Origin of the sequence: Clostridium manihotivorum (assembly GCF_004015185.1) — a bacterium.
Taxonomy (GTDB): Bacteria; Bacillota; Clostridia; order Clostridiales; family Clostridiaceae; genus Clostridium_AR; species Clostridium_AR manihotivorum.
In genome coordinates this window covers 126,694-149,733 of record NZ_CP025746.1, presented here as the reverse complement: position 1 = coordinate 149,733, position 23,040 = coordinate 126,694, and the positions used below count along the sequence as shown (strand labels likewise).

The following is a 23,040-nucleotide window of genomic DNA, read 5'->3' as shown; positions in this document are numbered from 1 at the left end:
TATGTCTTACAAATAATAATGATAGAAAATTAAATGATATTGATTGGTGTGAAAAGTTTATTTTAAATTATTTTTATAGAGTAGGTGAAAATAATGCATATATTAACCTTTGACATAGGTGGAACGTCTATAAAGTATGGCGTTTTAGATAGAGCTGGTAATATATATGAAAAGGGCAAGTTTAAAACTCCAAATTATAATATTGATGCACTGATTTCTGGAATAGCAGAAGTTAAAAATAGTTATAAAGATAAATATGAATTTGAAGGGATTGCTATGAGCTGTCCTGGAGCAGTTGATGATGTTTCTGGAGTTATAGGCGGAGCTAGTGCAGTACCTTGTATACATGGATTTGATATTAAGAAAAAGATAAAAGAAGCTACAGGATTAAGTAACATAAGAATGGATAATGATGCTAACTGTGCAGCTTTGGCAGAGGTTTGGATTGGAGCAGCAAGAGATAACAAGGATGTGCTATTTGTAATATTAGGGTCTGGTGTTGGAGGAGCTGTAATAAAGAACAAGAGAATACATAAAGGTGCCAATCTTCATGGTGGAGAATTTGGTTACATGATTGTATCAGAGGATTATACAACTTTAAGCACGGTGGCAACACCTGTTCATATGGCAAATAGCTATGCAAGAATAAAAGGAATTAGCGAAGGCTCTGTTGATGGTGAGCAAGTATTTAAGCTTGCACAATCTGGAGATGAAGTAGCTTTACAAGAGATAAAGAAATTCTATAGGAATATAGCTATTGGCATATATAATATTCAATATGTGTATGATCCTGAAGTTATAATTATAGGTGGAGGAATAAGCGTAAGAGAAGATCTTCTTCAAAATATAGAGGCAGCTATGGACGAACTTATGAAGACTGTTAGTATTGCTAAGGTTAGACCTACTATAAGAAAATGTAAGTACAGCATTAAGGAGTAAATATATTTCGAGTTAAAAACACCCAAAAATGTAATAAAATATGGTATAATATAATAAGGGAAAGTGCCTAATTTACTACGTTTGCGGGGATGAAATATGGATAAAATGACAAGAAAACAAAAGAGAAAAAAAGAGAATGAAATAAATTATTTCGGAGAATTTTCGAAAATTAAAAACCACTTTTTTAAAGATCTAAATAAAAAATTAGCAATTGTAAAAGACAAAAGAAATCAGAATTATGTTACTTATACACCAGAAATAATACTATTTACGGTAATAATGAAAAATGTTTCAGGCATAGTAAGCATGAACAAAATGACAAAGATTTTAATAATGACGCCGTAATAGAAAATATTGCGACGTCATTAGGATATGATTCTTTAGAAGAAATACCACATTATGATACAATTAATAACTTTCTAAAAGAGTTAGAAGTAAGTGAATTAGAAAAAATTAGAGACTACATGATAAGAGAACTTTTCAGAAAAAGATCATTAGAGAAATATAGATTGATGGATAAATACTGGTGTATTGCCATTGATGGTTCACAACTATATTCTTTTAACGAAAGGCATTGTGATCACTGTTTAAAAAAAGAATATAAAAATAAAGAAACTGGAGAAGTAGAAAAAACTGTATACTATCATACGGTTTTAGAAGCAAAGTTAGTCTTAGGAGATATGGTATTTAGTATATTAACTGAATTTGTTGAAAATGAGGACGAGAGCGTCAGCAAACAGGATTGTGAAATAAATGCAGCTAAAAGGCTAATGAAAAAATTAAAATACAAGTTTAGAAAGCTAAATATCTGTCTTCTAGGGGATAGTCTTTATGCTTGTGAACCGATTTATGAATTATGTGATGAGTATAATTGGGAATTTATCTTTAGATTTAAAGAAGGAAGAGCCAAAACTCTCTGGGAAGAAATTCAGGTTATAAAAAGCTTTGAAAACAACGAAATTACTTCTACATTGGCTTTTGAAAAACAAGAGTTTAGTTGGGATGCAACTTATATTAATGAAGTCTCATATAAACATAGATTTATTAATACCGTAGATTTTACTGAGACAATTTTTAAGAAATCTAAAGATAAAGACAGCCGTGAAAAAACGACCAAAAACTTTGTTTTTGTTACGAATATACAGATTACCAAAAGAAATGCGTTCAAAATTGTATCTGCTGGTAGAAGTAGGTGGAAAATTGAAAATGAAGGCTTTAATAACCAGAAGAATATAAGATATGACATAGAGCATGCTTGTTGTTTAAATTATCAAGCTATGAAAAACCACTATTTATTAATACAGATATCAGACATATTAAGACAACTGTTAGAAAAAGGTAGCGTAGCAATAAGAGAATTAAAAGTTGGTATAAAAGAAATATCTTCAAGAATATTAGAATCTTTTCGACGAGAACCTCTAATATCTGAAGATATATCACGATTAAATCAACATATAAAAATACGCGACCTATAACAATATAATTTTAACAAAGGTGATGATAAAAAGAAAGACTATGGAACAAAAAAATAGAAAAAATTTTATTGGTTGCAAAGCAACCTAAGATATTATTTTTAAAATTATCGGAATAAAGATATTTTCTTAATTTTCTGAAAAAGAAAAAATCAATTTAAGAAGATTTTCTAAACATAAATTAATTTAATCGTTGATACTGATGTAAGTATTTCAATGATGCAAATCTAATAGGTGCAGTTTATAATTATATTAATTAGTTTAAATTAAATCAAAAGATATGTTTTCCGCTTGTTGTCATATATGATTTTACAGGGATAAGGAACTATGGAAAGTCCACTATATTACAACATATATAATAATAATAGTATCATTTATTTAACGTATATCTAAAGTAAATAAAAGTATATATTTTTATTAAAAAGTATATAGACATTTGGAAAAGTGTAGTATATAATAATGTTGTAAGATATATGTAAACGATATTAATAAATCTACTAAGGTATAAAAAACTATGGAATTATGATTTTAGATCATAAAATCAAAGGGGGAATTTATAAATGAATAAAAAGACATTAGCTTTAGTGATGAGTTGTGTTTTAGCAGTAGGAGTATTTACTGGCTGTGGTTCAAAGGGAGATTCAAAAGATGGAGACAAGATAACACTTACAATACTTAGTCAGAAAACAGATTTTGTGAACACAAAGTTTAAAGACTATGCCGAAGCTTATAAGAAGGATCATCCAAATATAGAATTAAAGTTTGAAGCTTATACAGACTATGATGCTCAAACTCAAACAAGAATAACTTCAAATGAATATGGCGACGTATTAATGATTCCTAATACACTTCCTATAAGTGAAAGGCCAAATTACTTTGAATCTCTTGGAAATGAAAAGGATTTAGCTGGTAAGTATTATGGACTTGATGGTGTTGGAGATGAATTTGGTGGTAAGATATACGGTATACCATCAGATATGAATGTAAGTGGTATGGTTTATAATAAAAAGGTATTTAAGGATGCAGGGATTACAGAGTTACCTAAGACACCTGATGAATTCTTAAGCGATATGCAAAAAATTAAGGACAAGCTACCAGATGTTACTCCTTATTATACAAACTACAAGGATGGATGGCCACTAGTACAATGGGAGCCTGATACATTATCTGTATTCGGAAAGAACACATATACTAATCAGGAAATGGTTAATTCTGATGACCCATTCTCAGCTGGAAAGCCTCACTATATAGTGTACAAGCTTATGTACGACTTAGCTAATAAGAAGCTTATAGAAAAAGATCCAACTACTACAGATTGGGAACAATCTAAGACTCTTTTAGCAAAAGGAAAGATAGGCGCTATGGAGCTTGGAAGCTTTGCTATAGCTCAAATACAAGCTCAAGCTTCAAATGCAGATGATATAGGCTATATGCCTTTCCCTTACCAAGTGAATGGTAAGTTCTATTCTAATCTATCTGCTGACTATCCAATAGCTGTAAATAAGAACAGCAAGCACGTTACTGAAGCAAAAGAATTCCTTACTTGGTTTGTAGAAAAATCAGGATATGCTCAAGATTGTGGTACAGTACCAACACTAAAGGGAGCTGATATGCCAAAGTCATTACAAGCATTTAAAGATCTAGGGGTAGAGTACTTAATGCCAGCTTCTGCTAAGCAAGGTCAGGCTGGATGGAATGATAAGATAGATAAAGCGGCTGAAATTGGTTTATGGCAAGCTGACTTTAGAAGAAGAATTATTGAATCAGCTATAGGAAACTCAAAGGAAACTTATGATCAAATAATGAATGACTTAAACTCTAAGTGGAAAGCAGCAAGAGAAAAGGTTGCTTCAGGAAAATAGTTAATAGAATTTAATCTTAGTAAAATCCTGTAATAGGGGGGGCTAAGATAATTACAATAGAGTTAAAAAAGAGGTTTTAAATATTTTACTAAAATAGGAACTTTGTAGTACAAAATACAAAGTTCTTGTTTTAATAGATTATTAGAAGGGGGATATATTATTGTTTAAAGTCAGCAAGATGAGTTATAGTGCTCAGAAGAAGTTAATAATTGTACTATTTTCAGTGATACCAGTGGCTCTACTATTAGTTTTTTGTTATTATCCTCTAGTTAGAATGTTTGAATATAGTTTTACTGATTGGAACGGAATCTCAAAGGATTTTAATTTTGTAGCCTTTGATAATTATAAAACTATTTTTTCTAAGCCAGAGTATTTTAAAGTTTTCAAAACTAGTATTTATTATTTCCTAGCTACATTTGTGCAAATGGGAATAGCTCTTTACTTTGCTACAGTCTTAAGCTTCAAAGTTAAGTTTAAAAATTTCTTTAAGGGTGCTATTTTCTTCCCATATCTTTTGAATGGCGTTGCCATCGGATTCATATTCTTATACTTCTTTCAACCAAATGGAACTTTAGATACTATAATGAAAGCCGTTGGATTGGGCAATCACACTCAATTATGGCTTGGAAACCCTAATATAATAAACATATCACTAGCATTTACTTCTATTTGGAGGTACATGGGTGGTAACTTTATTATATTCCTTGGTACTATTCAATCTATCGACGGTGAAATATATGAGGCTGCAGAAATAGATGGAGCAAATAGATGGAGGCAATTTGTAAGCATAATACTTCCAAACATAAAGAGAATAGTTGTACTTAATATAGTTTTAGGTATAAATGGAGCCTTAAGTGTATTTGAAATACCATATATAATGACTCAAGGAGCTAATGGAAGTAAGACTTTCGTTATTCAAACACTTGATACTGGATTTAAGTATCAAAAGCTAGGTCTTGCTTGTTCAATGGCAATAGTATTATTAATCATATCAATAAGCGTAACTTTAATCCAAAAGAAGTTTTTAAGTGAGGAGGATTAGTTTATGGTAAATAATAAAGCTTTAAGCACAGCAACAAAATCACCTAAAAATGGAATGGACTTAAAATACAAAGCTAAATATATTGCTTCAGACGTGTTTAAGTATGCTACGTTGATTTTAGGAGCAGCTATGACTATAGTTCCTATATTAGTAGTACTTTTTACGTCGTTTAAGACAAGTACAGAATATCAGACTACAGGACCACTTACATTACCTTCAGGATTAAATTTTAGTAATTATGTCACTGCTTTTACTAAAGGCAATATGGTTACAGGATTTAAAAATACAGCTATAATACTTGTTGTGTCATTATTCGGTAAAATACTACTTGGAACTATGATAGCTTATGTATTACATAGGTTTAAGTTTAGAGGTAAGAGCATAATTTTAGGTTTGTTTCTTTTCGCTATGCTAGTGCCAACAGTATCTAACCAAGTAGTTGTATTTAAAATAATTGCTAAAATAGGATTGTTTAATAAATTAGGTTCAATATTATTACTTAACCTTGGAACAGATGTAATATCAATGTATATATTTCTACAATTTTTAGATAAGATTCCAGTGGCTTTAGATGAATCCGCTATGCTAGATGGAGCATCTTACTTTACAATATATACAAGAATAATATTACCTCTTCTTAGACCAGCTATCGCTACAGTAGTAATACTAAGTGGAGTAGGAATCTATAATGATTTCTATACACCTTTCTTGTATATGCCTGATCCAAAGCTTAGGACAATATCCACAGCACTTTTCAACTTTAAGGGGCCAATGGGTTCTCAATGGGAGATCATTGCTGCTGGTATAATGATAGTTATAATACCAACTTTAATCATTTTTATATCATTACAAAAACATATCTATAATGGAGTGCAAGGATCCGTTAAGTAAGATAGGTTAACAAAGTTAAGTCTATGCATGACTTTTCTCTTTAAAATAAGGGACATGAGTGTATAGACTTAATTTATTCTTTTGGGTTAGATAGTGAAAGCTAAAATTCTCATAAGAATATAATAAAAAAAGCTTGTCTTTTTTGTAGGAGAATACATTTTATATAAAGCTGTTGGTGAGTATATGTAGCTAATCTAAATACATATAGAAAGATATATTAAAAAGTATAGGGAGATTAATATGGATTATATAAAGGGATTTACCTTTGGATTTATGGATAAAAGTTCAGATTTATCCTCCAATGAAGGAAAACAATCGTTAAGATTACTTAAAGAAAGAACAAATTCAAGTCATGTCATTTTAGCAGTTGGAGCTATCCAAGAAAAACCTCAATCAACAAATATTTATTACAATGATGATGAAACTGTAAGGGATGCTGACCTATATAATATAATTCACTATGCTAGGGAGTTAGGCCTTAAGGTTATTTTAAAGCCTATACTAAACTGTAAGGATGGTACTTGGAGGGCACACATAAACTTTTTTGATATAGAGGCCCCATGTGAACCAAAGTGGAGTGACTGGTTTAGACGCTATAGTGAGTTTATGGTTCATTATTCAAAGATAGCTGAAGAGACTAACTGTGAGATGTTGATAATAGGCTGTGAGATGGTTCAGACAGAAAGAAAAGACCAGTACTGGAGAAATCTAATCAAGGATGTTAGAAAGCAGTATAATGGACTAATTTCATACAATACTGACAAGTATCAAGAAGGTAATGTAAGTTGGTGGGATGCTGTAGATGTTATTTCCTCAAGTGGATATTATCCTATTGATAAGTGGGATAAGGAGCTGGATAGGATAGAAGCTATAGTAAGTCCTTTTAATAAACCATTCTTTTTTGCTGAAGCAGGATGCCCAAGTAGGACGGGATCAGCATTTTTACCTAATGATTGGACTCTTAAAGGTGATATAGATCTTAAAGAACAAGAAACGTTTTATAAGACTATGTTTGAAAAGGCTGGTAAGAGAGAATGGGTGAGAGGATTTGGTTTATGGGACTGGAAAGCTAGACTTTATGGAGAAAATGATGCCATGTATAATGGTGATTATAGTGTTTTTGGAAAGCCAGCAGAAAAGATAGTATTTGACTTTTATAAGAAAAAATAAAATATCTTAAACCTGTTAGAAGCGTGAGAGTTAGAAGCTTCTAACAAGTTTAAGATATTAAGCTTAATACTTTAAACTAATGCTATTAAAAATGTGTTTTAGCGAACTATTACTGTTTCAAAAGCAAAACCATCATATCTATGGATAGAGATTGAGTATTCAAATGCGCTACCGCTTTCAAGGTAAGCAACTTGTTCAACCACTGCTACAGGATCATTTGGTTCCAGATTAAGATGGTCTTGTTCTATATCACTTGCCTTTCTAACCCTAATTGTTCTGTGCGAACTTTGAACTTTTAGGCCGAGATCGTTTTCTATGTAGGAATATATGGAATCTAGTGCGTGTTGCCTCTTAAGTCCAGGTATTAGGCTAATAGGCATATATGTATTTTCCATTACGAAAGGTTTGTTATCAAGATATCGTACTCTTAATATACTATACACAAATTCCTCATTTTCAAGATTAAGCTTTGATTTAATTTCTTCATTACTAGCTATTACCTCAAATTTTAGAAGTTCGCTTGTAACCTTTCTATTACTATATAGCGCTGTTAGCCCTCTAAATTGATTTGAAACGAGAAGTTTACTCATGTCAGTACTGCTGATACTTTTTACGAAGGTACCAGAACCTCTTCTTTTAACTATTAATCCCTCAGCCACCAATATATCTAAAGCCTTTTTTACAGTCATCTTACTAGCTTCATATTTTTCACATAGATCTTTTTCAAAAGGTAGTTGTTCGTTGGCTTGAAGAGAACCTTGAACTATTTGATTTCTTATATCATTTGCTATTTGCATATATTTAGTCATGACATTCTCCTAAATTATAAAAGTTTATAGGTATATACTTATATGATAACACATTATACCTATTTAATATATACTTATTTAATAAAATTTTAACATGCATGAAGCCTAGTATTTGTAGCGCTTTGCATCTGTGTGTTAGAAAATGTTTTTAGTTTTATGAGTATACTTTTCTTTTGTGATAAGATACAAATTTACTATTGGAAATGTGTATAATAGATACAAACTTATATTAGCTAAAATTCTAAATCCTAAGGACATTATATAAAGTTAATTAATCTTCATATTAAGTAAAAAAATAATTTATATGTTTATAGATATTTTTTAAGTCATTAAGTATAATGAACTTAATAGAAAATAAGGGTAAATTAGGATTATATTTTAAGTCTGTTAATGCAACTTTTCGCACTTATAGGAGGAAATATGGGCAAAAAGGAAAAGGTTTTGATAGCAACAAACATAGTAGTTGGAATAGGTATAATTTCAACTATAGCAATAGGAATACATAAATATAAGGAATCGAACATAGAAGATAAGCCTGCTAAAATAGAAACTACAACTTTAGAAAAAGAAGAAAGTAAAGAATCATATGAAAAGGTAGATTTAGAATCAAGTAAAAGTGATATGGCAAAGGGTAGCGAAGCTAGTGACCAAGCATCTAACAACAAAAAAGATGATAATGCCCAAAAAGCTACTTCTACAGATAGTAGTACTCAAACTACATCTACTACTAAGACATCAAATGATAGTAAGAAAAATACAACAAGTACAACTAACAATAAAGCTACTTCAAAAACCAATACAAGTACATCTAATACAAATAAAACTACTAGTTCATCAGATGCTAAAGCAAATACAGGTTCTGCATCAAATGCTCAACAAAGTAATAATGTATCAACTCCTAATAATGATGCAACCCAGAAGACAGAAACAAAGACTGAGGTACAACAAGCTACTCCGGAAAAAACAGCAAATCCAAAAACGGATATTCCAGCTGGTACAACTTCTAGTAGCAGTGATACCAAAGCGGATCAGCCTGCAAGTACGAACTCTGACACCAGCTCTCAAGCACAGGATGGTAAAAGTCAAACGTCTGATCAAGGAAATACGCCTTAGAAGGGGTACTGAAGAAACTCTCTTCAGTACCCCTTTTTCGTGTGCCCAGCATGGGCAACAACTTGGCGGTGAAAGTCCGCTGTGGGCTTGGTAGTGGGAACCACTAGCTAAGGGCAAGGGTGTCCATCGTGAGGTGGAATCTGAAGGAAGCCTAAGGCAAAGTCTCGGTCTGAGGGACACGAACTACATATAAGGCTTACTAGGGACGGACGAGTTTGCTAAACAAAACGAAGTCCTACACTATCCCAATTCCTAGGAGTAAATGTAGCAGATATATGAGATGAAGGTTGTTGTTCTTACCTGGGGAGGTCTGATAGATACATCGCTAACAAAGATGAATTTCTAAGCGGTAACCTACATAGCGATATGTAACTGAACTATCAGAAGTCAGCAGAAGTCATAGTAACTCCGCTAATCGCGATAGCGGATGAAGGACTGAACTTTAAGGAGGTTTTTCAAGTTTGAAAGTTTCGCAGAATACTCAAAGATTGCAGAAAACTAAATATTTAGGCTCTAGTGCCCAAGATAGAGTGGAACTCGAAGATAAGCAAAGAGTGCATAGAGAATTCTCGGCAACTCCAAAGGAGAAAATCAGTGGATTTGAATATGGCTCACTAGAAAGGATATTATCCAAGGATAATATGAACTTGGCTCTTAAAAGAGTAATTTCTAATAAAGGTAGCCACGGCGTGGACGGAATGACAGTTTATAAACTTAAACAATTTTTGAAAACAAACTGGATATCTATTAGAGAAAGTATTCTTAATGGTGAGTATAGACCAATGCCAGTTAGAAGAGTAGAAATTCCAAAACCTAATGGTGGAACTAGGCTCTTAGGTATACCTACAGTTTTGGATAGACTTATCCAACAAGCTATTGCTCAAGAATTAAATAGTATTTATGATAGAAGATTCTCTGAAAGTAGCTTTGGCTTCCGCCCCTCAAAGAGGAGCTAAAGATGCAATTAAGAAAGCAGAACAGTATATCAATGATGGCTATAGGTGGGTTGTTGATATGGATTTAGAGAAATTCTTTGATAAGGTTAACCATGATATCTTAATGCATAAATTATCAAGAAGCATTAAGGATAAGAGGGTATTATCCCTAATAAGGAAATATCTTCAGTCAGGAATAATGATAAATGGTGTAGTGGTCAGAAATGAAGAAGGAACCCCACAAGGAGGACCGCTGAGTCCACTATTATCTAACATAATGCTAGATGAACTAGATAAAGAGTTAGAAATGAGAGGTCATAAATTTTGTCGCTACGCGGACGACTGTAATATCTATGTTAAAAGTGAGAGAGCTGGGAAAAGAGTAATGGAAAATATAACAAATTTCATTGAAGGCAAACTCAAATTGAAGGTGAACAGAGATAAAAGTGCAGTAGATAGACCTTGGAAGAGAAAGTTTCTAGGATTCACGCTAAACCTAATGTTTGGTAAAGCATACTCATCTATATCAAAGCAATCATTAAAGAGATACAAAGATAAAATCAGAGAAGTCCTATCTAGATCAAAACCGATAACTTTGGAACAAAGAATAGAAAAATTGAACCAAATTAATATTGGTTGGATTAACTATTATGGAATAGCCAAATGCAAAGGAATAGTGGAGCATTTAGATATTTGGATAAGGAAAAGATTAAGAATGTGTATATGGAAACAGTGGAAGAAAGTTAGAACTAGATATAAAAACCTTAAGAAGCTGGGACTTGAACACTACGAAGCTATAAAGTTTGCCAATACCCGCAAAGGATACTGGCGAGTAGCAAATAGTGCAATATTAAACACAACTCTTACAAATAAATTCTTCTCGGACTTAGGCTTAAAAAGCCTAACGCATCAATATATTAAAATTCATTCAACTTAAAGAACCGCCGTGTACCAGACCGGTATGCACGGTGGTGTGAGAGGACGCTGAATAAAATAATTATTCAGCTCCTACTCGATTTAATAACTCATAAATTTGCTTTAGATATCGATTTTTTTCTTGATAAAAGAAGAGTAAATATAAGCCCTAATAAAGCAATTACTGCTGCGCCTATAAATAGCTTGGCAAAGCCATTATTTAAGGTGCTTTGAAAGACATTTTCTATAGTTGTTCTTGAAGTATCTATTTGAGAAAGGTAGTCTGTTTTCCATTTACCTATCAATGCATCAGCGGTAACCCCCTTAGGCAATTTACTACCTTGCATCTGCTGTTTTAGCATAGGAGAAAATTTATCTATCATTGAACTGCTAAACTGCTTAAGGGTATCTGTAATAGTGGTAACATCAGCATTTTGTAGTGCTGATAGCTGATCTGGAGATATTGATGCTGAACCACCTTGGGCCATAGATATAGCTGTATTGCTACCAGGTACAGTTATCTTTGGTAGTACATTCATCAATTTAGGAGCCAAGTTCTTTCCAGCTTCAGATATAAAACCAATTAATATATTTGGAGATATAGCCACACCTATAGATCTAATCAAAGATAAGGTTGATTGCGCTGAAGCAGTTTCAGTAGCATCTACATTGGTTTGCATTAGATAATTCAACGGGGTTCCCATGCAAAAGCCCATTCCAAGCCCTATAAAGGCTAACCCAATCAATAAGCTTATAAATGAAGGCTGAGTTGCCACCACAAAGGCTAAAGTAGAAGAACCTATTAATGTAGATATAAATCCCATACTTAATACAAGCTTAGGAGAGTATTTATCTACAAGTTTCCCACCTAAAGGAGCAGAAACTCCTGAGAATACAGCCATGAGAGTTACTAAGTAACCACCGGAACCAGTCTTTAGCTTTAGAACATTTTCTCCAAACTGTGGTACAAATACTATTCCCATCATTCCTGCACCAGTTATAAATGCTATAACAAGTGTTAAGGCGATTTCTCTATTAGTAAAGTATTTTAAGTTTAATACTGGATCTAATGCTTTTTTCTCAATAACTATAAAAATAGGTAATAGAATTATAAATACTAAAAGGTAAGGCCATACTTTAGCGGAAGTTACGCTGTTTGCAAAATCATGAAACTGAAGGTTTGTAAGTGCATACATTAGTGAAAGAATCACTAAGGTTACCACAACACTACCTAGAACATCCATCTTTTTAGGTGCTTTAACAACTTCTTCATCTTTAACTAAAAGAGCTATTATTATTACAGCTATACAAATTGGAACATTTATAAAGAATAACATGCCCCAGTTGGAATTTCCAACTAAATTAAGTAGTGCTGAGCCAGCTGTAGGGCCTAGAGTAGTAGAAACTCCATATATAGCTCCGACCATGCCTAGGGCTGAACCTTTCTTTTCAGGAGGAAAGCTTTCGCCTATATAAGCTGTGGCTACTGGCATAATACCTCCACCGCCTAAGGCTTGAATTACTCTTGCAGCTAACAAGAAGGAGAAGCTTCCGGTATAGTCTGATATGCAACAAAGAAGAGAACCTACACCGAATAAGGCTATGCTTAAAGTAAAGATCTTTTTCTTTCCATAACGATCAGAGAACTTACCTGCTATTGGCATAGATACTGCATAGGCAAGAGTGTATATAGTTACTATCCATACGCTGCTACTGGAGGATATGGAAAGCCCTGAAGCTATTACAGTTCTAGCAGGGGATACTATACCAGTATCAAGGGCACCTATGAATATACCTAATAGAAAGATTATTAATAATACAGTTTTGTTGTTTTTGTTCATAAAAATCTCCTTTCTGAACTTTGTTCATTTAAAATTTAAAATAAATCATTTAGCTGTTTACAACTAAATGATAATAGTTACATGTTTAATGAATAGTATATGTCATCAAAAGTTATATCTTCCTGTTTTATTGCGAAGGTTAGAGAATTAACTATAATCTTTGATAATTTTTTTGCGTCTATTATAGGATTAATTTCCCCTTTTTCTTTAGAAATATTAATTGTTTTTTCTAGAGCTTCATACATAGGATCATATATAGAGTACTTAGGACAATCTTTAGAACCAGCAGCCGCCATCATCATAAAAGTATCAATATATGTAGATAAGAATTTATCTATTTCAGAATAGATAAGAAATAATTTATCTTTTATATGCATATCTTTATATACTAGGTTCTCAGAAAGTTCAATAACCTTATCCCAATCGCTAGATATTATTTGTATAACTAAAGAATCTTTATTAGAAAAGTAATTATAGAAGGTTCCAATTCCTATATTACAGGATTTAGCTATATCTCTTATATTAAAGGCTTCATAACCAGCATTTGAAAGAACAGTTCTTCCTTCTTCAATCAGTTTATCTCTAACATCTAATAGTATTTTTGGCATAAATATGGACTCCTTGTTTTTATGAACAACGTTCATTTATATTTTTATTATATTACAAATAAAATATAAATCAATAGAAAGTTGATTTTTTAGTAATATTTATGTTTCAAATAATATATATATGGTTTATATTTAATTTATGTACATACATATAATTGGAAGCGAGGGATGCGTATGAGGCAAACTCGTACTGAAAAAATTAAGATTAAGAAAAAAAAGAAAATAATGAAGTTTATAAAACATACTGTAACTTTCATAGCAGCAAATTTAGTAATAGGACTAGCTCTATCTGTACCACTAGTATACTATGGACCATTTACTAATATAAAAGAAATGTTAGTAACTACTGCAATGACAACTCTAAGACATCAGTTTTTAGTTACTCCATTTTTAAGTAAGGCAGAAATAGATAGAATAATGGCTAAACAGAAGGTGGAAGATGATGTTAATAGCGATACTTCTCAAATAGCTGTACAAGCTGTTGCCACTCCGGTTTCTGCTATACCAGATCAAATAGAGAATAAACAAAACAATATCAGTGATCCTTATAATGGCATAAAACTTATAGATATAAGTAATGATAGATACAAAGGATACATAATGATAATAGATGATCCTAAAAGGATTACAGTGGCTACATCCTCTAAGCTTGGGAGCACTGGGATGAAATTGGACCAATTAGTAAAAGAGGATAATGCTCTTGTAGGTATAAATGCTGGTGGATTCGAAGATGAGAATGGTAAAGGGAATGGCGGAAAGCCTTTAGGTGTAGTAGTACATGAAGGTAAAGTTCTTTATGGTAAAGAGGATACCGAGTATTCAGTTATAGGATTTAATAAAGATGGGGTTTTGGTACTGGGAAAGTATACCTTAGAAGATATAAGAAAGAACAACATAAAAGAAGCTGTATCCTTTTCACCTTTTCTAATAGTTAATGGAGAGACTACTATAAAGAGTGGTAATGGAGGCTGGGGGATAGCACCTAGAACTGCTATAGGCCAGAGAAAGGATGGGTCTGTAGTTATGTTGGTTATAGATGGTAGACAGGTTAAGAGTGTTGGGGCTACCCTAAGAGATGTTCAAGATATATTACTTCAGTATGATGTATATAATGCTGCTAATCTAGATGGTGGAGCATCAACAACTATGTATTATAAGGATAAAATAATAAACAGCCCTTCATCATTGGCAGGGCCTAGAACTTTGCCTACAGCATTTATAGTTAAATAATTAATTTGCCATAGCTTTATATTCAATAGGGATTAGTACAAAGATATAACTTCTTAGTAGAATCTATATTTTAAGTTATCCTCACAGAAATCAGAGGGCTGTGAAAATAGATTTAGGATATGAGGGTTACATCTTTAATAAAATAACCCCTAATATGATATAATAAAGTGTATGGCATTTTTTGTACTATATGGGAGAGTGATGCTTTTTGGATTCTAGTATTGAATGGGACTTTTTAATCTTAATAATATTGCTAGCACTGTCTAGTTTTTTTTCAGCTTCAGAGACTGCTTTGATGTCTCTTAGTAAGATAAGGATACGTCATCTTGTTGAAGAAAACATAAAAGGGGCAAAGCTAGTAGAGAAGCTTACTGAAGAACCTAATAAGCTTTTAGGAAGTATTTTAATAGGCAATAATGTTGTCAATATTGCTGCATCTGCAATAGCAACAACCCTAACTGTAAAACTTATTAAAAGTGATTGGGGAGTAGCTATTGCTACAGCAGTAATGACTATTTTAATATTAATATTTGGAGAAATAACACCTAAAACCTTAGCAAAGCAGAACTCTGAGTCAATATCCTTGAAGGTTATAGGACCTATAAGCTTAGTTGTAAGTATACTTAAGCCATTTGTATTAGTATTTAATAAAATCTCTTTATTTTTTGTGAAAGCATTAGGTGGAGACAATCAGATTAATCATCCTTTTATAACTGAAGAAGAGTTAAAGACTATTGTAAATGTTAGTGAAGAAGAAGGTGTTCTTGAGGTCGAAGAAAAAGAGATGATATATAATGTATTTGAATTCGGAGATCTTCAGGTAAAGGATGTAATGGTTCAGAGAGTTGATATAATAGCTGCTAATCTTGAGGTTACCTACGATGAAATAATTCAAATAATAAAAAATGAACAGTTTTCTAGAATACCGATATATGGAGAAACCATTGACGATATAGTTGGGGTTTTAAATGTGAAGGATTTAATTTTAGCTGAGGATGTAGATACTGACTTTTCTGTAAGTTCCTATATCAGGGAACCGCTATATACTTTTGAATTTAAAAAGATAACAGAGCTTTTCAATGATATGAAGAAGAGTAGAAATCATATGGCTATAGTTCTTGATGAGTATGGTGGAACTGTTGGCATAGTAACAATAGAAGATCTTGTAGAAGAGATTGTTGGAGAAATAGAAGATGAGTATGACGATGAGCCAGATAAACCTATTGAAGTTATAAAAGAAGATGAGTATATAGTTGATGGAAGTATGAGAATAAATGATCTAAGCGAACTACTTAGCGTAAAAATAGAATCAGAGGAGTTTGATTCTATCGGTGGTTTTATAATAGGTCAGATAGGAAAGATGCCTGAGGAAGGTGAAGAAGTAGCATATTTAAACATAAGATTTGTAGTAGAAGAAGTAGAGAGAAATAGAATAAAAAAGGTGAGGATACACACCTAAATAGATGTAAAAAAGAAAATTTATAGCGCCTGCAAGGTCTTTATCATATATAATTTGAAAGGCTGATGTGCAAAAAAGATTCACTGAAAAAAGCCTTTTCAGTGAATCTTTTTCTTATTATAGATAGATTTTTATTAAAGAACATCTTTAACATTTATATGTCTTATTATAGGCAAGAGGAGGATAGTAGATAGTAGAGATATGCCTAGTGGTATTAGTCCATAAGGCCATAATTGAGTTATATCATTATTTGAAGTTGCATTTAAAATTAATATGCAAGATACTACCATAAAGAGAATAGACACCTTAACAGTGGAAAAGAAGGAATATATAATAGAAACAAATGAATTAAAAATAGAGTAGAAAACTACTGATAGAACTATTTTAATTAAAATATGACTACTAAGGGTATCCGTAATTGCTGGGTGAATATAGTTTGCTATACTAGAAACAGTGAAGAATATGACAGCGCCTAAGGCTGATATAATCATGCAGTATAGGCAGTTGACAACTAGTTTTGCGAAGTATATCCTTGTTCTGCTTATAGGATAAGTAAACATTATATTTATTGTCTTTGTTTTATATTTTTCCATGAATAGTTCTCCACAGAGGATACAAGTGAAGATATTAGTTATTATGCTTATTATACCAAAAGATACTGTGGTTATTTCGTTCCAATTATGAAGTCCTTTCTCTGTGTAAATCACTGGAAGTATAATGAAGGATGCTAATAATAGGGTTATTAGTATACCTATAAATTTAGTTCTTCTTTTTAATTTAAACAATTCAACCTTTACGAGATTAAGCATTTTTGTTTCCTCCTATAAGTGATATAAAGTGATCTTCTAGGGAATCCTTTTTTATGGATAAGGACTGAACCTCTACTTCATTCATTGTAAGAAGTCTATTGATTGCTACGCTGTCATCTAATTTCTCATATATCCTTATCTTGTTTGGGCCATCAACTATGAAGTTAGTTATATTCATTTTTTCAGTTAATAAGAATGAAGCTTTATTAACATCATTTACAACAATCTCTATGGAATGCTTATTTTTTGACTGAATAGCCTCATAGTCAATCTCTTCAATCATTTTTCCTTTATGAATTATCCCTATGGTATCAGCAATTTGCTCTATTTCACTTAAAATATGGCTGGATATAAGTATTGTAATACCATGTTTTTTTGAAAGTGTTATCAATAAATCCCTTATATGCTTTATTCCCATTGGATCAAGGCCATTTATAGGCTCATCAAGTATTAAAAATTCAGGCTTTGTAAGAATAGCTCTAGCTATACCCAATCTCTGTTTCATACCTAAAGAGAATTCCTTAACAAGTTTTCCTTCAAAGTTTTCTAACTTTACCATATTTAGTGCATCATCAATGCAGTTCTTATCCTCATACCCCATTAAAGTTTTATGAATTTCTAGATTCTCTCTAGCTGTAAGAGTTTCGTAAAAGGCTGGATATTCTATTACGCTACCAATTCTTTTAAAAACTTCATTTCTGTTCAATTCTATAGGTTCACCAAAAAATTCTATAGAGCCTGAGGTAGGTTTTAAAAGATTTACTATTAGTTTTATTGTAGTAGTTTTTCCAGAGCCGTTTTCTCCTAAGAAACCATATATTTCTCCCTTTTTTATATTAATGTTTAGGTTATCTAATATTACTTTATTTTTAAGTTCTTTTGTAAGGTTAAAAGTTCTTAATGCATATACCATTATTAAAGCCTCCATAATCTTATATAAATTTTTTGTTAGTTTCTAATAATCTAAATTATACATGGATGTATTAATTCAAAGCAGAATATAAACCTTCAACACTGCCTATCTAAACTTAGACGAATTTTTTCTTGAAGTGCTAACCTTTAATAACAGTATAGTTAAGATACCTTTAAAATTTTTAAAATAAATCTTACAAATTTCTTAAATAAAGAAATAAGATTATTTTGTTTCCTTATTTAAGTAAAACTTAAAGGTTGTTTTCTTGTAGGGTAAGCTTTCCACAAATATATCACTATTCATTTTTTGTACCAATGCCTTTACAATGGTTAAGCCTAGACCGCTGCCGCTATAATCCTTGTTTCTCGAGTCTTCTACGGTGTAAAGTCTTTGGAATATTTTGTCCTTATCTGATAAGTCTATGCCTTTTCCATTATCCCATTGCTCTATCCAAACTAAGTTTTCTTCCTCATATACCTTAATACCTATTGAAGTTCCATCAGATCCATATTTTAAAGAGTTAGTTATAAGATTTTCTAATATTCTTGTTAAGGCTTCCTTATTTGCAAGACAGTAGATATCTTTATCAGGTATGACTATTTCTGTAGAAAGGTCTTTTTCAGTTAATATATCGTAGAAGTTTAAAATTACTTCTCTAATGGTTTCTGATATATTTATATTGCTTAATAATATCTCCTTATCTCCAGATTCAAGCTTAGAAAGTGAGAAAAATTCATTAATTAGATTAATAACTTCATTTGTTTTATTTCCTAACTTTAATAAGTAGTTTTTTTTATCTAGTTCAGGAAGATTCTCATTATAATTTATCTGATCTATATACCCAAGCATAACCGTCAAAGGAGTTCTTAAGTCGTGAGAGATATTTGACAGCATTTTCTTCATTGACTCTTTAGATTCAAGTTCACTAACTTGAAGTCCATGAAACTCATTTAGCATATTGTTTATGGAGTTGCACAGCAATCTCTCTTCATGAGTAGTATTGCTTAATCTTAGTCTTAAGTTTACATTTCCGGAAGAAACCTTATCACATATTGATGATATATAGGAAAGTTTCTTTTTGTTTTCAATAATTTTGCTTATTAGATAACAAACGATTATTATCAATATAACTATTATAGATAGTAATATTCTTATCATACGATATCTCCTAGCTTATAACCTATGCCCCAAATGGTTTTTATATATTTTGGTTCTGATGGATTATCTTCTATCTTTTCTCTTACTCTTCTTATGTGAACCATAACTGTATTTTCATCATTCATAAAATCATCTTCCCAGATAGATGAAAATATCTGAGCCTTTGTAAAAACCTTTTTGGGGTTTTCTAAAAACAACTTTAATATCTCAAATTCCTTTGAGGTAAGATCTATAACAATATTATTTTTTATTATCTGATAGTTATCTATATCTAGTATAAGATCTCCTCTTTGTACTCTCTTCTCTTTTATTACAGGGTTTTTATAGTAGCTGATTCTCCTTAAGGCTGCATTTATTCTAGCGTTTAATTCATTGAGTGAGAATGGCTTCGTGATATAGTCATCAGCACCTAACTCTAAGCCCAGTATCTTATCAAGCTCGCTATCCTTAGCTGAAATTATTATTACAGGAACCGTACTATTTTCTCTTATCTTTCTTAAGACTTCTTTACCGTTGACTTTTGGGAGCATAATATCCAGAAGTACCAAATCAAAGGTGTTTTTGTAGAATTCATCTAAGGCTCTTTCACCATCTTTGGCTGCAGTAACAAGAAAACCTTCTGTTGTAAGGTGTTTTAACACCAACTCACTTATTTCGCTATCATCTTCTACTAGTAGTAGTTTGTATATTTTAATTACCCCCTATCTAAAAACTTAGTGGTCTTATTGGATGATATAATATATACTATATTTTACATTAATAAACGAACTCTTTAAAGTAAGGATGATATGTTTATGAATTTTATGGAAGAAGCCGTTAAAGAGGCTGTTATAGCTAAAGAGCTAGGAGAAGTACCAGTAGGCGCAGTTATAGTTAAAAACGATGTAATAATAGGAAGAGGACATAACTTGAGAGAAACAAATAATTCTCCATTAGCCCATGCTGAAATACTTGCTATTGAAGAAGCTTGCAAGAATATAGATTCATGGAGGCTTAATGGATGTGAGCTTTATGTAACTTTAGAACCTTGTGTTATGTGTGCAGGAGCCATAATACAAAGTAGAATATCAAAACTTCACATAGGAACCTTTGATCCTAGTGGTGGGGCCTGTGGGTCTGTTATTGATTTAGTACAGAATAGAAACTTGAGTTTTTTTGTAGACGTAACATGGTGCTATGATGAAAGATGTAGTACTATAATTACTGACTTTTTTAAAGAAAGAAGAAAGAAGTGATTTTTATTTAATATATCTACTCATACATATCCACGATGATATTTAAAGTATAGTATGCTGAAAAATAAAGCGAGCATCTTTAAAACTTCCTTATTTCATAGAAAGGAAATTTTAAAGATGCTTTTATTACGTTATATTTTTGTACGTTCAGCATGATCATTATCAGTGATTTTTTTATTGCATAGAAACTTATAGTAAATGATAAAGAGTCTAAGATATATTCCTAATAATTGTGTTGAGCTTATCTATGGTAAAGATTATATCTTCTAAAGTGTTAAAGTAATTGAAACTTAGTCTTAGCAGTCCAGTCGGAAATGTATTTATTAATTTGTTATAGGATGAGTTGCAGAATAAGCCAACGCCTGTATAAATACCATCTCCTAAGAGCTTTTCATGGATTTCTATAGGTTTGATAGAATCAAGCTTTAAGGATATTATACAACTTCGGTCTTCTATGTTTTTATTTCCTATAATCTTTAAACCACCTATATTTAAAACCTCTTTTATAAATAATGAAGTTAGCTCATCTGTTTTAAGTTTAATATTAGCTATTCCTATATTTAATAGGAATTTTAATGCGAGGTTTAAACCATATATGCCCATGTAATTTAGAGTACCAAGTTCAAGATTGTTGTTTATTGACTCCATATAATTTGAATAATTCTGACTGTTAATAGTACTTATTGAAGACATATTACTTATAAGCTTATCACTTGCAATAAAGCCGCCTATTCCTTCAGGCCCAAGCAAATACTTATTTCCGCTAAAAATTATAGCATCTGCATGTAACTTTTCATTGTCTATTTCCACCGTACCAATGCTTTGAGAAGCATCTACTATAAAGAATAGGTTATACTTATCACAGATTTGTCCAATCTCTTCAAGCGGAAGGATTGTCCCAGATATGTTTGAAACGTGAGATAAAATTATTGCTTTTGTATGTCTATTTATAAGTTTTGGTATTATTGTTGTATCAAGCTGACCTGATTCATTACAAGGAATCTTCGATATGTCTAAGCCGCTGTATATCATAGAGTTTATTGGCTTCATAATAACATCATTTTCAATGGAAGAAACAATGACATGGTCTTTTTTGTTTAATATACCCTTTAGGATCATATTTATTGCTAATGTGGAGTTTGAGGTAAATATTACATTGCTACTATTCTTATTATTCACTAATCTACATAAAAGATTTCTAGTTTCCTCTATCATTGATTTTATTTCGTCTATATATTCTATAAAGTTTCTATTAGACTCTAGTATTGTAAAGTACTTGAATATATTGTCATATAGATTAGGAGTTTTTGGATAAGAAGAGAAGGCATTATTCAAGTAAATCGTTCTCATTTCATACCTCCAATTTTTAAAAAGCTCTTTATATTAAATATATTAAGAAGTGTTGGCTTTTATGAGGTTTAGATACACTTATTTTAAGGTTCTCATTTTCAAGAAATTATGATTATTTTTAACCAAGTTATTCAAGTTTTGATACAGTTTAAATTTATAAGTGGTATAATAAAATATATACTAATTCGATATAAAATTTTTAACCTCTTATGGGTTTAAAGATGAGGTTTTTCAAATATGAGTTTTTGAGAAAGGGTATATACAATAATAGAATATATGAGGGGGAATAAAAGTGGATAAGGTAGAAATGTTAGTAGGGTATGATATGAATCTTTACTCTAAGAAGTTTGAAGAGAATTTTAATAAGATATCAGCTTTTATGTATAACTTTTTTAAGTCTACTATAGGTGATAGGGTAGCTGGTATGAATGTAGAAGAAAATGTTCTTCTTGCTTGGGCATATTATTTTGTACAAATTGCTAATGACAGTGATGAGAATGGAAATAAGATAATGCTAAGTATGCTAAATCATTTTGACTATCTAATAAATTCAAAGGATGAAGTTGAAATAAGAGGCATAGATGAAAATAAAACAAATTATCTTCTTCTTGATGAATCTTTTTGTGCTGTTTGGTTTAAAGCTAGTACTTGCTCGATGTTAGGCTTTTTGTATGGTCAAGAAAATATGGAAAAGGCTCATGCTTTTTTAGAAGAAAACTTTTATAGCAAAAATGAAAAGTATAGAAGTATGATGTTAAGACAAGAGGAAGAGGCATAGTATATAAAATTGTAAGCCATTCAGAGGAAATTAATTAAAAGATACCCTTGCTTTGTTAAGGCTACTATTGATTTGGAGAGATGTCCGAGTGGCCGAAGGAGCTTGTCTCGAAAACAAGTGTAGGGGCAACCTTACCGCGGGTTCAAATCCCGCTCTCTCCGCCATTAGTGAAGAAGCTACTATACTTAATTTGTATAGTAGTTTTTTTACTGTTAAGAAAAGTATAAAGTTCTTTATTGGCTAAGCCTAGCGATATAAAAGGTTTAGAATAGCTTTTTAGGATAAACAGTAGGAAAAGAAATCTTATTCGTCTGCCAGATTTTCCTCATAGCATTTGGAAAGGTAGAGGTGAAAAAAAAGATTCATATTAAGTGAAGTTGGTTAATATAAATATAACGTTGTGATTTGAAATGGCTCTATAGGTACCCTTTATGAAAACTTAATTTATGGGTGTTCGATAATCTAGGCTTCTGGGGATTAGGTGATCCTGGCTTCCTGGGATCATAAGCCA

Annotated in this window: 20 protein-coding genes, 1 tRNA gene and 1 pseudogene; 14 read left to right on the top strand and 8 right to left on the bottom strand. The window is 31.6% G+C overall.

Going from position 1 to position 23,040, the window contains the following annotated elements:
* Nucleotides 1-93: 93 nt before the first annotated feature.
* From C1I91_RS00675 to C1I91_RS00650, 7 genes are all read left to right on the top strand, one after another.
* Complete coding sequence (locus C1I91_RS00675) at nucleotides 94-939, top strand: ROK family protein (protein WP_128210765.1); 846 nt, start codon at nucleotides 94-96, stop codon at nucleotides 937-939.
* Nucleotides 940-1,035: 96 nt separating this feature from the next.
* The gene (locus C1I91_RS28495; protein ID WP_205694264.1) at nucleotides 1,036-1,284 is read left to right on the top strand and encodes a hypothetical protein; all 249 of its coding nucleotides are present in this window, start codon (nucleotides 1,036-1,038) and stop codon (nucleotides 1,282-1,284) included.
* 119 nt (nucleotides 1,285-1,403) lie between these two features.
* Nucleotides 1,404-2,414: a transposase gene (locus C1I91_RS00670; RefSeq protein WP_205694263.1), complete on the top strand. Its 1,011-nt coding sequence runs from the start codon at nucleotides 1,404-1,406 to the stop codon at nucleotides 2,412-2,414.
* A 557-nt stretch (nucleotides 2,415-2,971) separates the two neighbouring features.
* Nucleotides 2,972-4,273 carry an ABC transporter substrate-binding protein gene (locus C1I91_RS00665; RefSeq protein WP_128210764.1) on the top strand — a complete coding sequence of 434 codons (1,302 nt, stop codon included), beginning with the start codon at nucleotides 2,972-2,974 and terminating at the stop codon, nucleotides 4,271-4,273.
* A 160-nt stretch (nucleotides 4,274-4,433) separates the two neighbouring features.
* Nucleotides 4,434-5,315, top strand: a complete 882-nt coding sequence (locus tag C1I91_RS00660; RefSeq protein ID WP_128210763.1) for a carbohydrate ABC transporter permease — start codon at nucleotides 4,434-4,436, stop codon at nucleotides 5,313-5,315.
* A 54-nt stretch (nucleotides 5,316-5,369) separates the two neighbouring features.
* Nucleotides 5,370-6,206, top strand: coding sequence for a carbohydrate ABC transporter permease (locus C1I91_RS00655; protein WP_128215872.1), 837 nt, complete (start codon nucleotides 5,370-5,372; stop codon nucleotides 6,204-6,206).
* 240 nt (nucleotides 6,207-6,446) lie between these two features.
* Nucleotides 6,447-7,376, top strand: a complete 930-nt coding sequence (locus tag C1I91_RS00650; protein ID WP_128210762.1) for a glycoside hydrolase family 113 — start codon at nucleotides 6,447-6,449, stop codon at nucleotides 7,374-7,376.
* A gap of 98 nt (nucleotides 7,377-7,474) precedes the next feature.
* Here the strand turns inward: C1I91_RS00650 and C1I91_RS00645 are convergent, their stop codons facing one another.
* Complete coding sequence (locus C1I91_RS00645) at nucleotides 7,475-8,185, bottom strand: GntR family transcriptional regulator (RefSeq protein ID WP_128210761.1); 711 nt, start codon at nucleotides 8,183-8,185, stop codon at nucleotides 7,475-7,477.
* 420 nt (nucleotides 8,186-8,605) lie between these two features.
* On the opposite strand from C1I91_RS00645, the gene C1I91_RS00640 reads away from it, so the two are divergent.
* Together C1I91_RS00640 and ltrA are read left to right on the top strand one after the other, a co-directional pair.
* Nucleotides 8,606-9,298 (top strand): hypothetical protein, encoded by a 693-nt coding sequence (locus tag C1I91_RS00640; protein WP_128210760.1) that lies wholly within the window; start codon nucleotides 8,606-8,608, stop codon nucleotides 9,296-9,298.
* Between the two features lie 461 nt (nucleotides 9,299-9,759).
* Nucleotides 9,760-11,170, top strand: a pseudogene (gene ltrA / locus C1I91_RS00630) (group II intron reverse transcriptase/maturase).
* Between the two features lie 88 nt (nucleotides 11,171-11,258).
* Here ltrA and C1I91_RS00625 read toward each other — a convergent pair.
* A complete protein-coding gene (locus C1I91_RS00625) occupies nucleotides 11,259-12,989 on the bottom strand; it encodes an MFS transporter (protein ID WP_128210759.1) in 1,731 nt (576 codons plus the stop codon).
* A gap of 77 nt (nucleotides 12,990-13,066) precedes the next feature.
* Nucleotides 13,067-13,597: a TetR/AcrR family transcriptional regulator gene (locus tag C1I91_RS00620; protein ID WP_164880397.1), complete on the bottom strand. Its 531-nt coding sequence runs from the start codon at nucleotides 13,595-13,597 to the stop codon at nucleotides 13,067-13,069.
* 174 nt (nucleotides 13,598-13,771) lie between these two features.
* Here C1I91_RS00620 and C1I91_RS00615 point away from each other — a divergent pair, with 174 nt between their 5' ends.
* Both C1I91_RS00615 and C1I91_RS00610 read left to right on the top strand, forming a co-directional pair.
* Nucleotides 13,772-14,827: a phosphodiester glycosidase family protein gene (locus C1I91_RS00615; RefSeq protein WP_128210757.1), complete on the top strand. Its 1,056-nt coding sequence runs from the start codon at nucleotides 13,772-13,774 to the stop codon at nucleotides 14,825-14,827.
* A 208-nt stretch (nucleotides 14,828-15,035) separates the two neighbouring features.
* A complete protein-coding gene (locus C1I91_RS00610; RefSeq protein WP_128210756.1) occupies nucleotides 15,036-16,286 on the top strand; it encodes an HlyC/CorC family transporter in 1,251 nt (416 codons plus the stop codon).
* 134 nt (nucleotides 16,287-16,420) lie between these two features.
* On the opposite strand, the gene C1I91_RS00605 is transcribed toward C1I91_RS00610, so the two are convergent.
* The 4 genes from C1I91_RS00605 to C1I91_RS00590 form a co-directional block, all read right to left on the bottom strand.
* Entirely contained in the window at nucleotides 16,421-17,095 is a 675-nt protein-coding gene (locus C1I91_RS00605) for an ABC transporter permease (RefSeq protein WP_128210755.1), read from the bottom strand.
* On the bottom strand, nucleotides 17,088-18,008 hold the full coding sequence (locus C1I91_RS00600) for an ATP-binding cassette domain-containing protein (protein ID WP_128210754.1): 921 nt from the start codon (nucleotides 18,006-18,008) through the stop codon (nucleotides 17,088-17,090). The genes C1I91_RS00605 and C1I91_RS00600 overlap by 8 nt, the downstream gene beginning before the upstream one ends.
* Before the next feature lie 222 nt (nucleotides 18,009-18,230).
* Nucleotides 18,231-19,166: a sensor histidine kinase gene (locus tag C1I91_RS00595; protein WP_128210753.1), complete on the bottom strand. Its 936-nt coding sequence runs from the start codon at nucleotides 19,164-19,166 to the stop codon at nucleotides 18,231-18,233.
* On the bottom strand, nucleotides 19,163-19,807 hold the full coding sequence (locus tag C1I91_RS00590; protein WP_338032611.1) for a response regulator transcription factor: 645 nt from the start codon (nucleotides 19,805-19,807) through the stop codon (nucleotides 19,163-19,165). The genes C1I91_RS00595 and C1I91_RS00590 overlap by 4 nt, the downstream gene beginning before the upstream one ends.
* A 147-nt stretch (nucleotides 19,808-19,954) precedes the next feature.
* Here C1I91_RS00590 and C1I91_RS00585 point away from each other — a divergent pair, with 147 nt between their 5' ends.
* Nucleotides 19,955-20,401, top strand: a complete 447-nt coding sequence (locus tag C1I91_RS00585; protein WP_128210751.1) for a nucleoside deaminase — start codon at nucleotides 19,955-19,957, stop codon at nucleotides 20,399-20,401.
* 210 nt (nucleotides 20,402-20,611) lie between these two features.
* Here C1I91_RS00585 and C1I91_RS00580 read toward each other — a convergent pair whose 3' ends face one another.
* Nucleotides 20,612-21,751, bottom strand: coding sequence for an aminotransferase class V-fold PLP-dependent enzyme (locus C1I91_RS00580; protein WP_128210750.1), 1,140 nt, complete (start codon nucleotides 21,749-21,751; stop codon nucleotides 20,612-20,614).
* Between the two features lie 292 nt (nucleotides 21,752-22,043).
* Here C1I91_RS00580 and C1I91_RS00575 point away from each other — a divergent pair, with 292 nt between their 5' ends.
* Nucleotides 22,044-22,529, top strand: coding sequence for a hypothetical protein (locus C1I91_RS00575; RefSeq protein WP_128210749.1), 486 nt, complete (start codon nucleotides 22,044-22,046; stop codon nucleotides 22,527-22,529).
* A gap of 74 nt (nucleotides 22,530-22,603) precedes the next feature.
* Nucleotides 22,604-22,693, top strand: a tRNA-Ser gene (locus C1I91_RS00570).
* The last annotated feature ends 347 nt before the right edge of the window (nucleotides 22,694-23,040 follow it).

Coding starts and splice junctions, on each gene's coding strand:
- C1I91_RS00675 (WP_128210765.1), top strand. CDS start 94: ATGCATATATTAACCTTTGACATAGGTGGAACGTCTATAAAGTATGGC.
- C1I91_RS28495 (WP_205694264.1), top strand. CDS start 1,036: ATGGATAAAATGACAAGAAAACAAAAGAGAAAAAAAGAGAATGAAATA.
- C1I91_RS00670 (WP_205694263.1), top strand. CDS start 1,404: ATGATAAGAGAACTTTTCAGAAAAAGATCATTAGAGAAATATAGATTG.
- C1I91_RS00665 (WP_128210764.1), top strand. CDS start 2,972: ATGAATAAAAAGACATTAGCTTTAGTGATGAGTTGTGTTTTAGCAGTA.
- C1I91_RS00655 (WP_128215872.1), top strand. CDS start 5,370: ATGGACTTAAAATACAAAGCTAAATATATTGCTTCAGACGTGTTTAAG.
- C1I91_RS00650 (WP_128210762.1), top strand. CDS start 6,447: ATGGATTATATAAAGGGATTTACCTTTGGATTTATGGATAAAAGTTCA.
- C1I91_RS00645 (WP_128210761.1), bottom strand. CDS start 8,185: ATGACTAAATATATGCAAATAGCAAATGATATAAGAAATCAAATAGTT.
- C1I91_RS00640 (WP_128210760.1), top strand. CDS start 8,606: ATGGGCAAAAAGGAAAAGGTTTTGATAGCAACAAACATAGTAGTTGGA.
- C1I91_RS00625 (WP_128210759.1), bottom strand. CDS start 12,989: ATGAACAAAAACAACAAAACTGTATTATTAATAATCTTTCTATTAGGT.
- C1I91_RS00620 (WP_164880397.1), bottom strand. CDS start 13,597: ATGCCAAAAATACTATTAGATGTTAGAGATAAACTGATTGAAGAAGGA.
- C1I91_RS00615 (WP_128210757.1), top strand. CDS start 13,772: ATGAGGCAAACTCGTACTGAAAAAATTAAGATTAAGAAAAAAAAGAAA.
- C1I91_RS00605 (WP_128210755.1), bottom strand. CDS start 17,095: ATGCTTAATCTCGTAAAGGTTGAATTGTTTAAATTAAAAAGAAGAACT.
- C1I91_RS00600 (WP_128210754.1), bottom strand. CDS start 18,008: ATGGTATATGCATTAAGAACTTTTAACCTTACAAAAGAACTTAAAAAT.
- C1I91_RS00595 (WP_128210753.1), bottom strand. CDS start 19,166: ATGATAAGAATATTACTATCTATAATAGTTATATTGATAATAATCGTT.
- C1I91_RS00585 (WP_128210751.1), top strand. CDS start 19,955: ATGTTTATGAATTTTATGGAAGAAGCCGTTAAAGAGGCTGTTATAGCT.
- C1I91_RS00580 (WP_128210750.1), bottom strand. CDS start 21,751: ATGAGAACGATTTACTTGAATAATGCCTTCTCTTCTTATCCAAAAACT.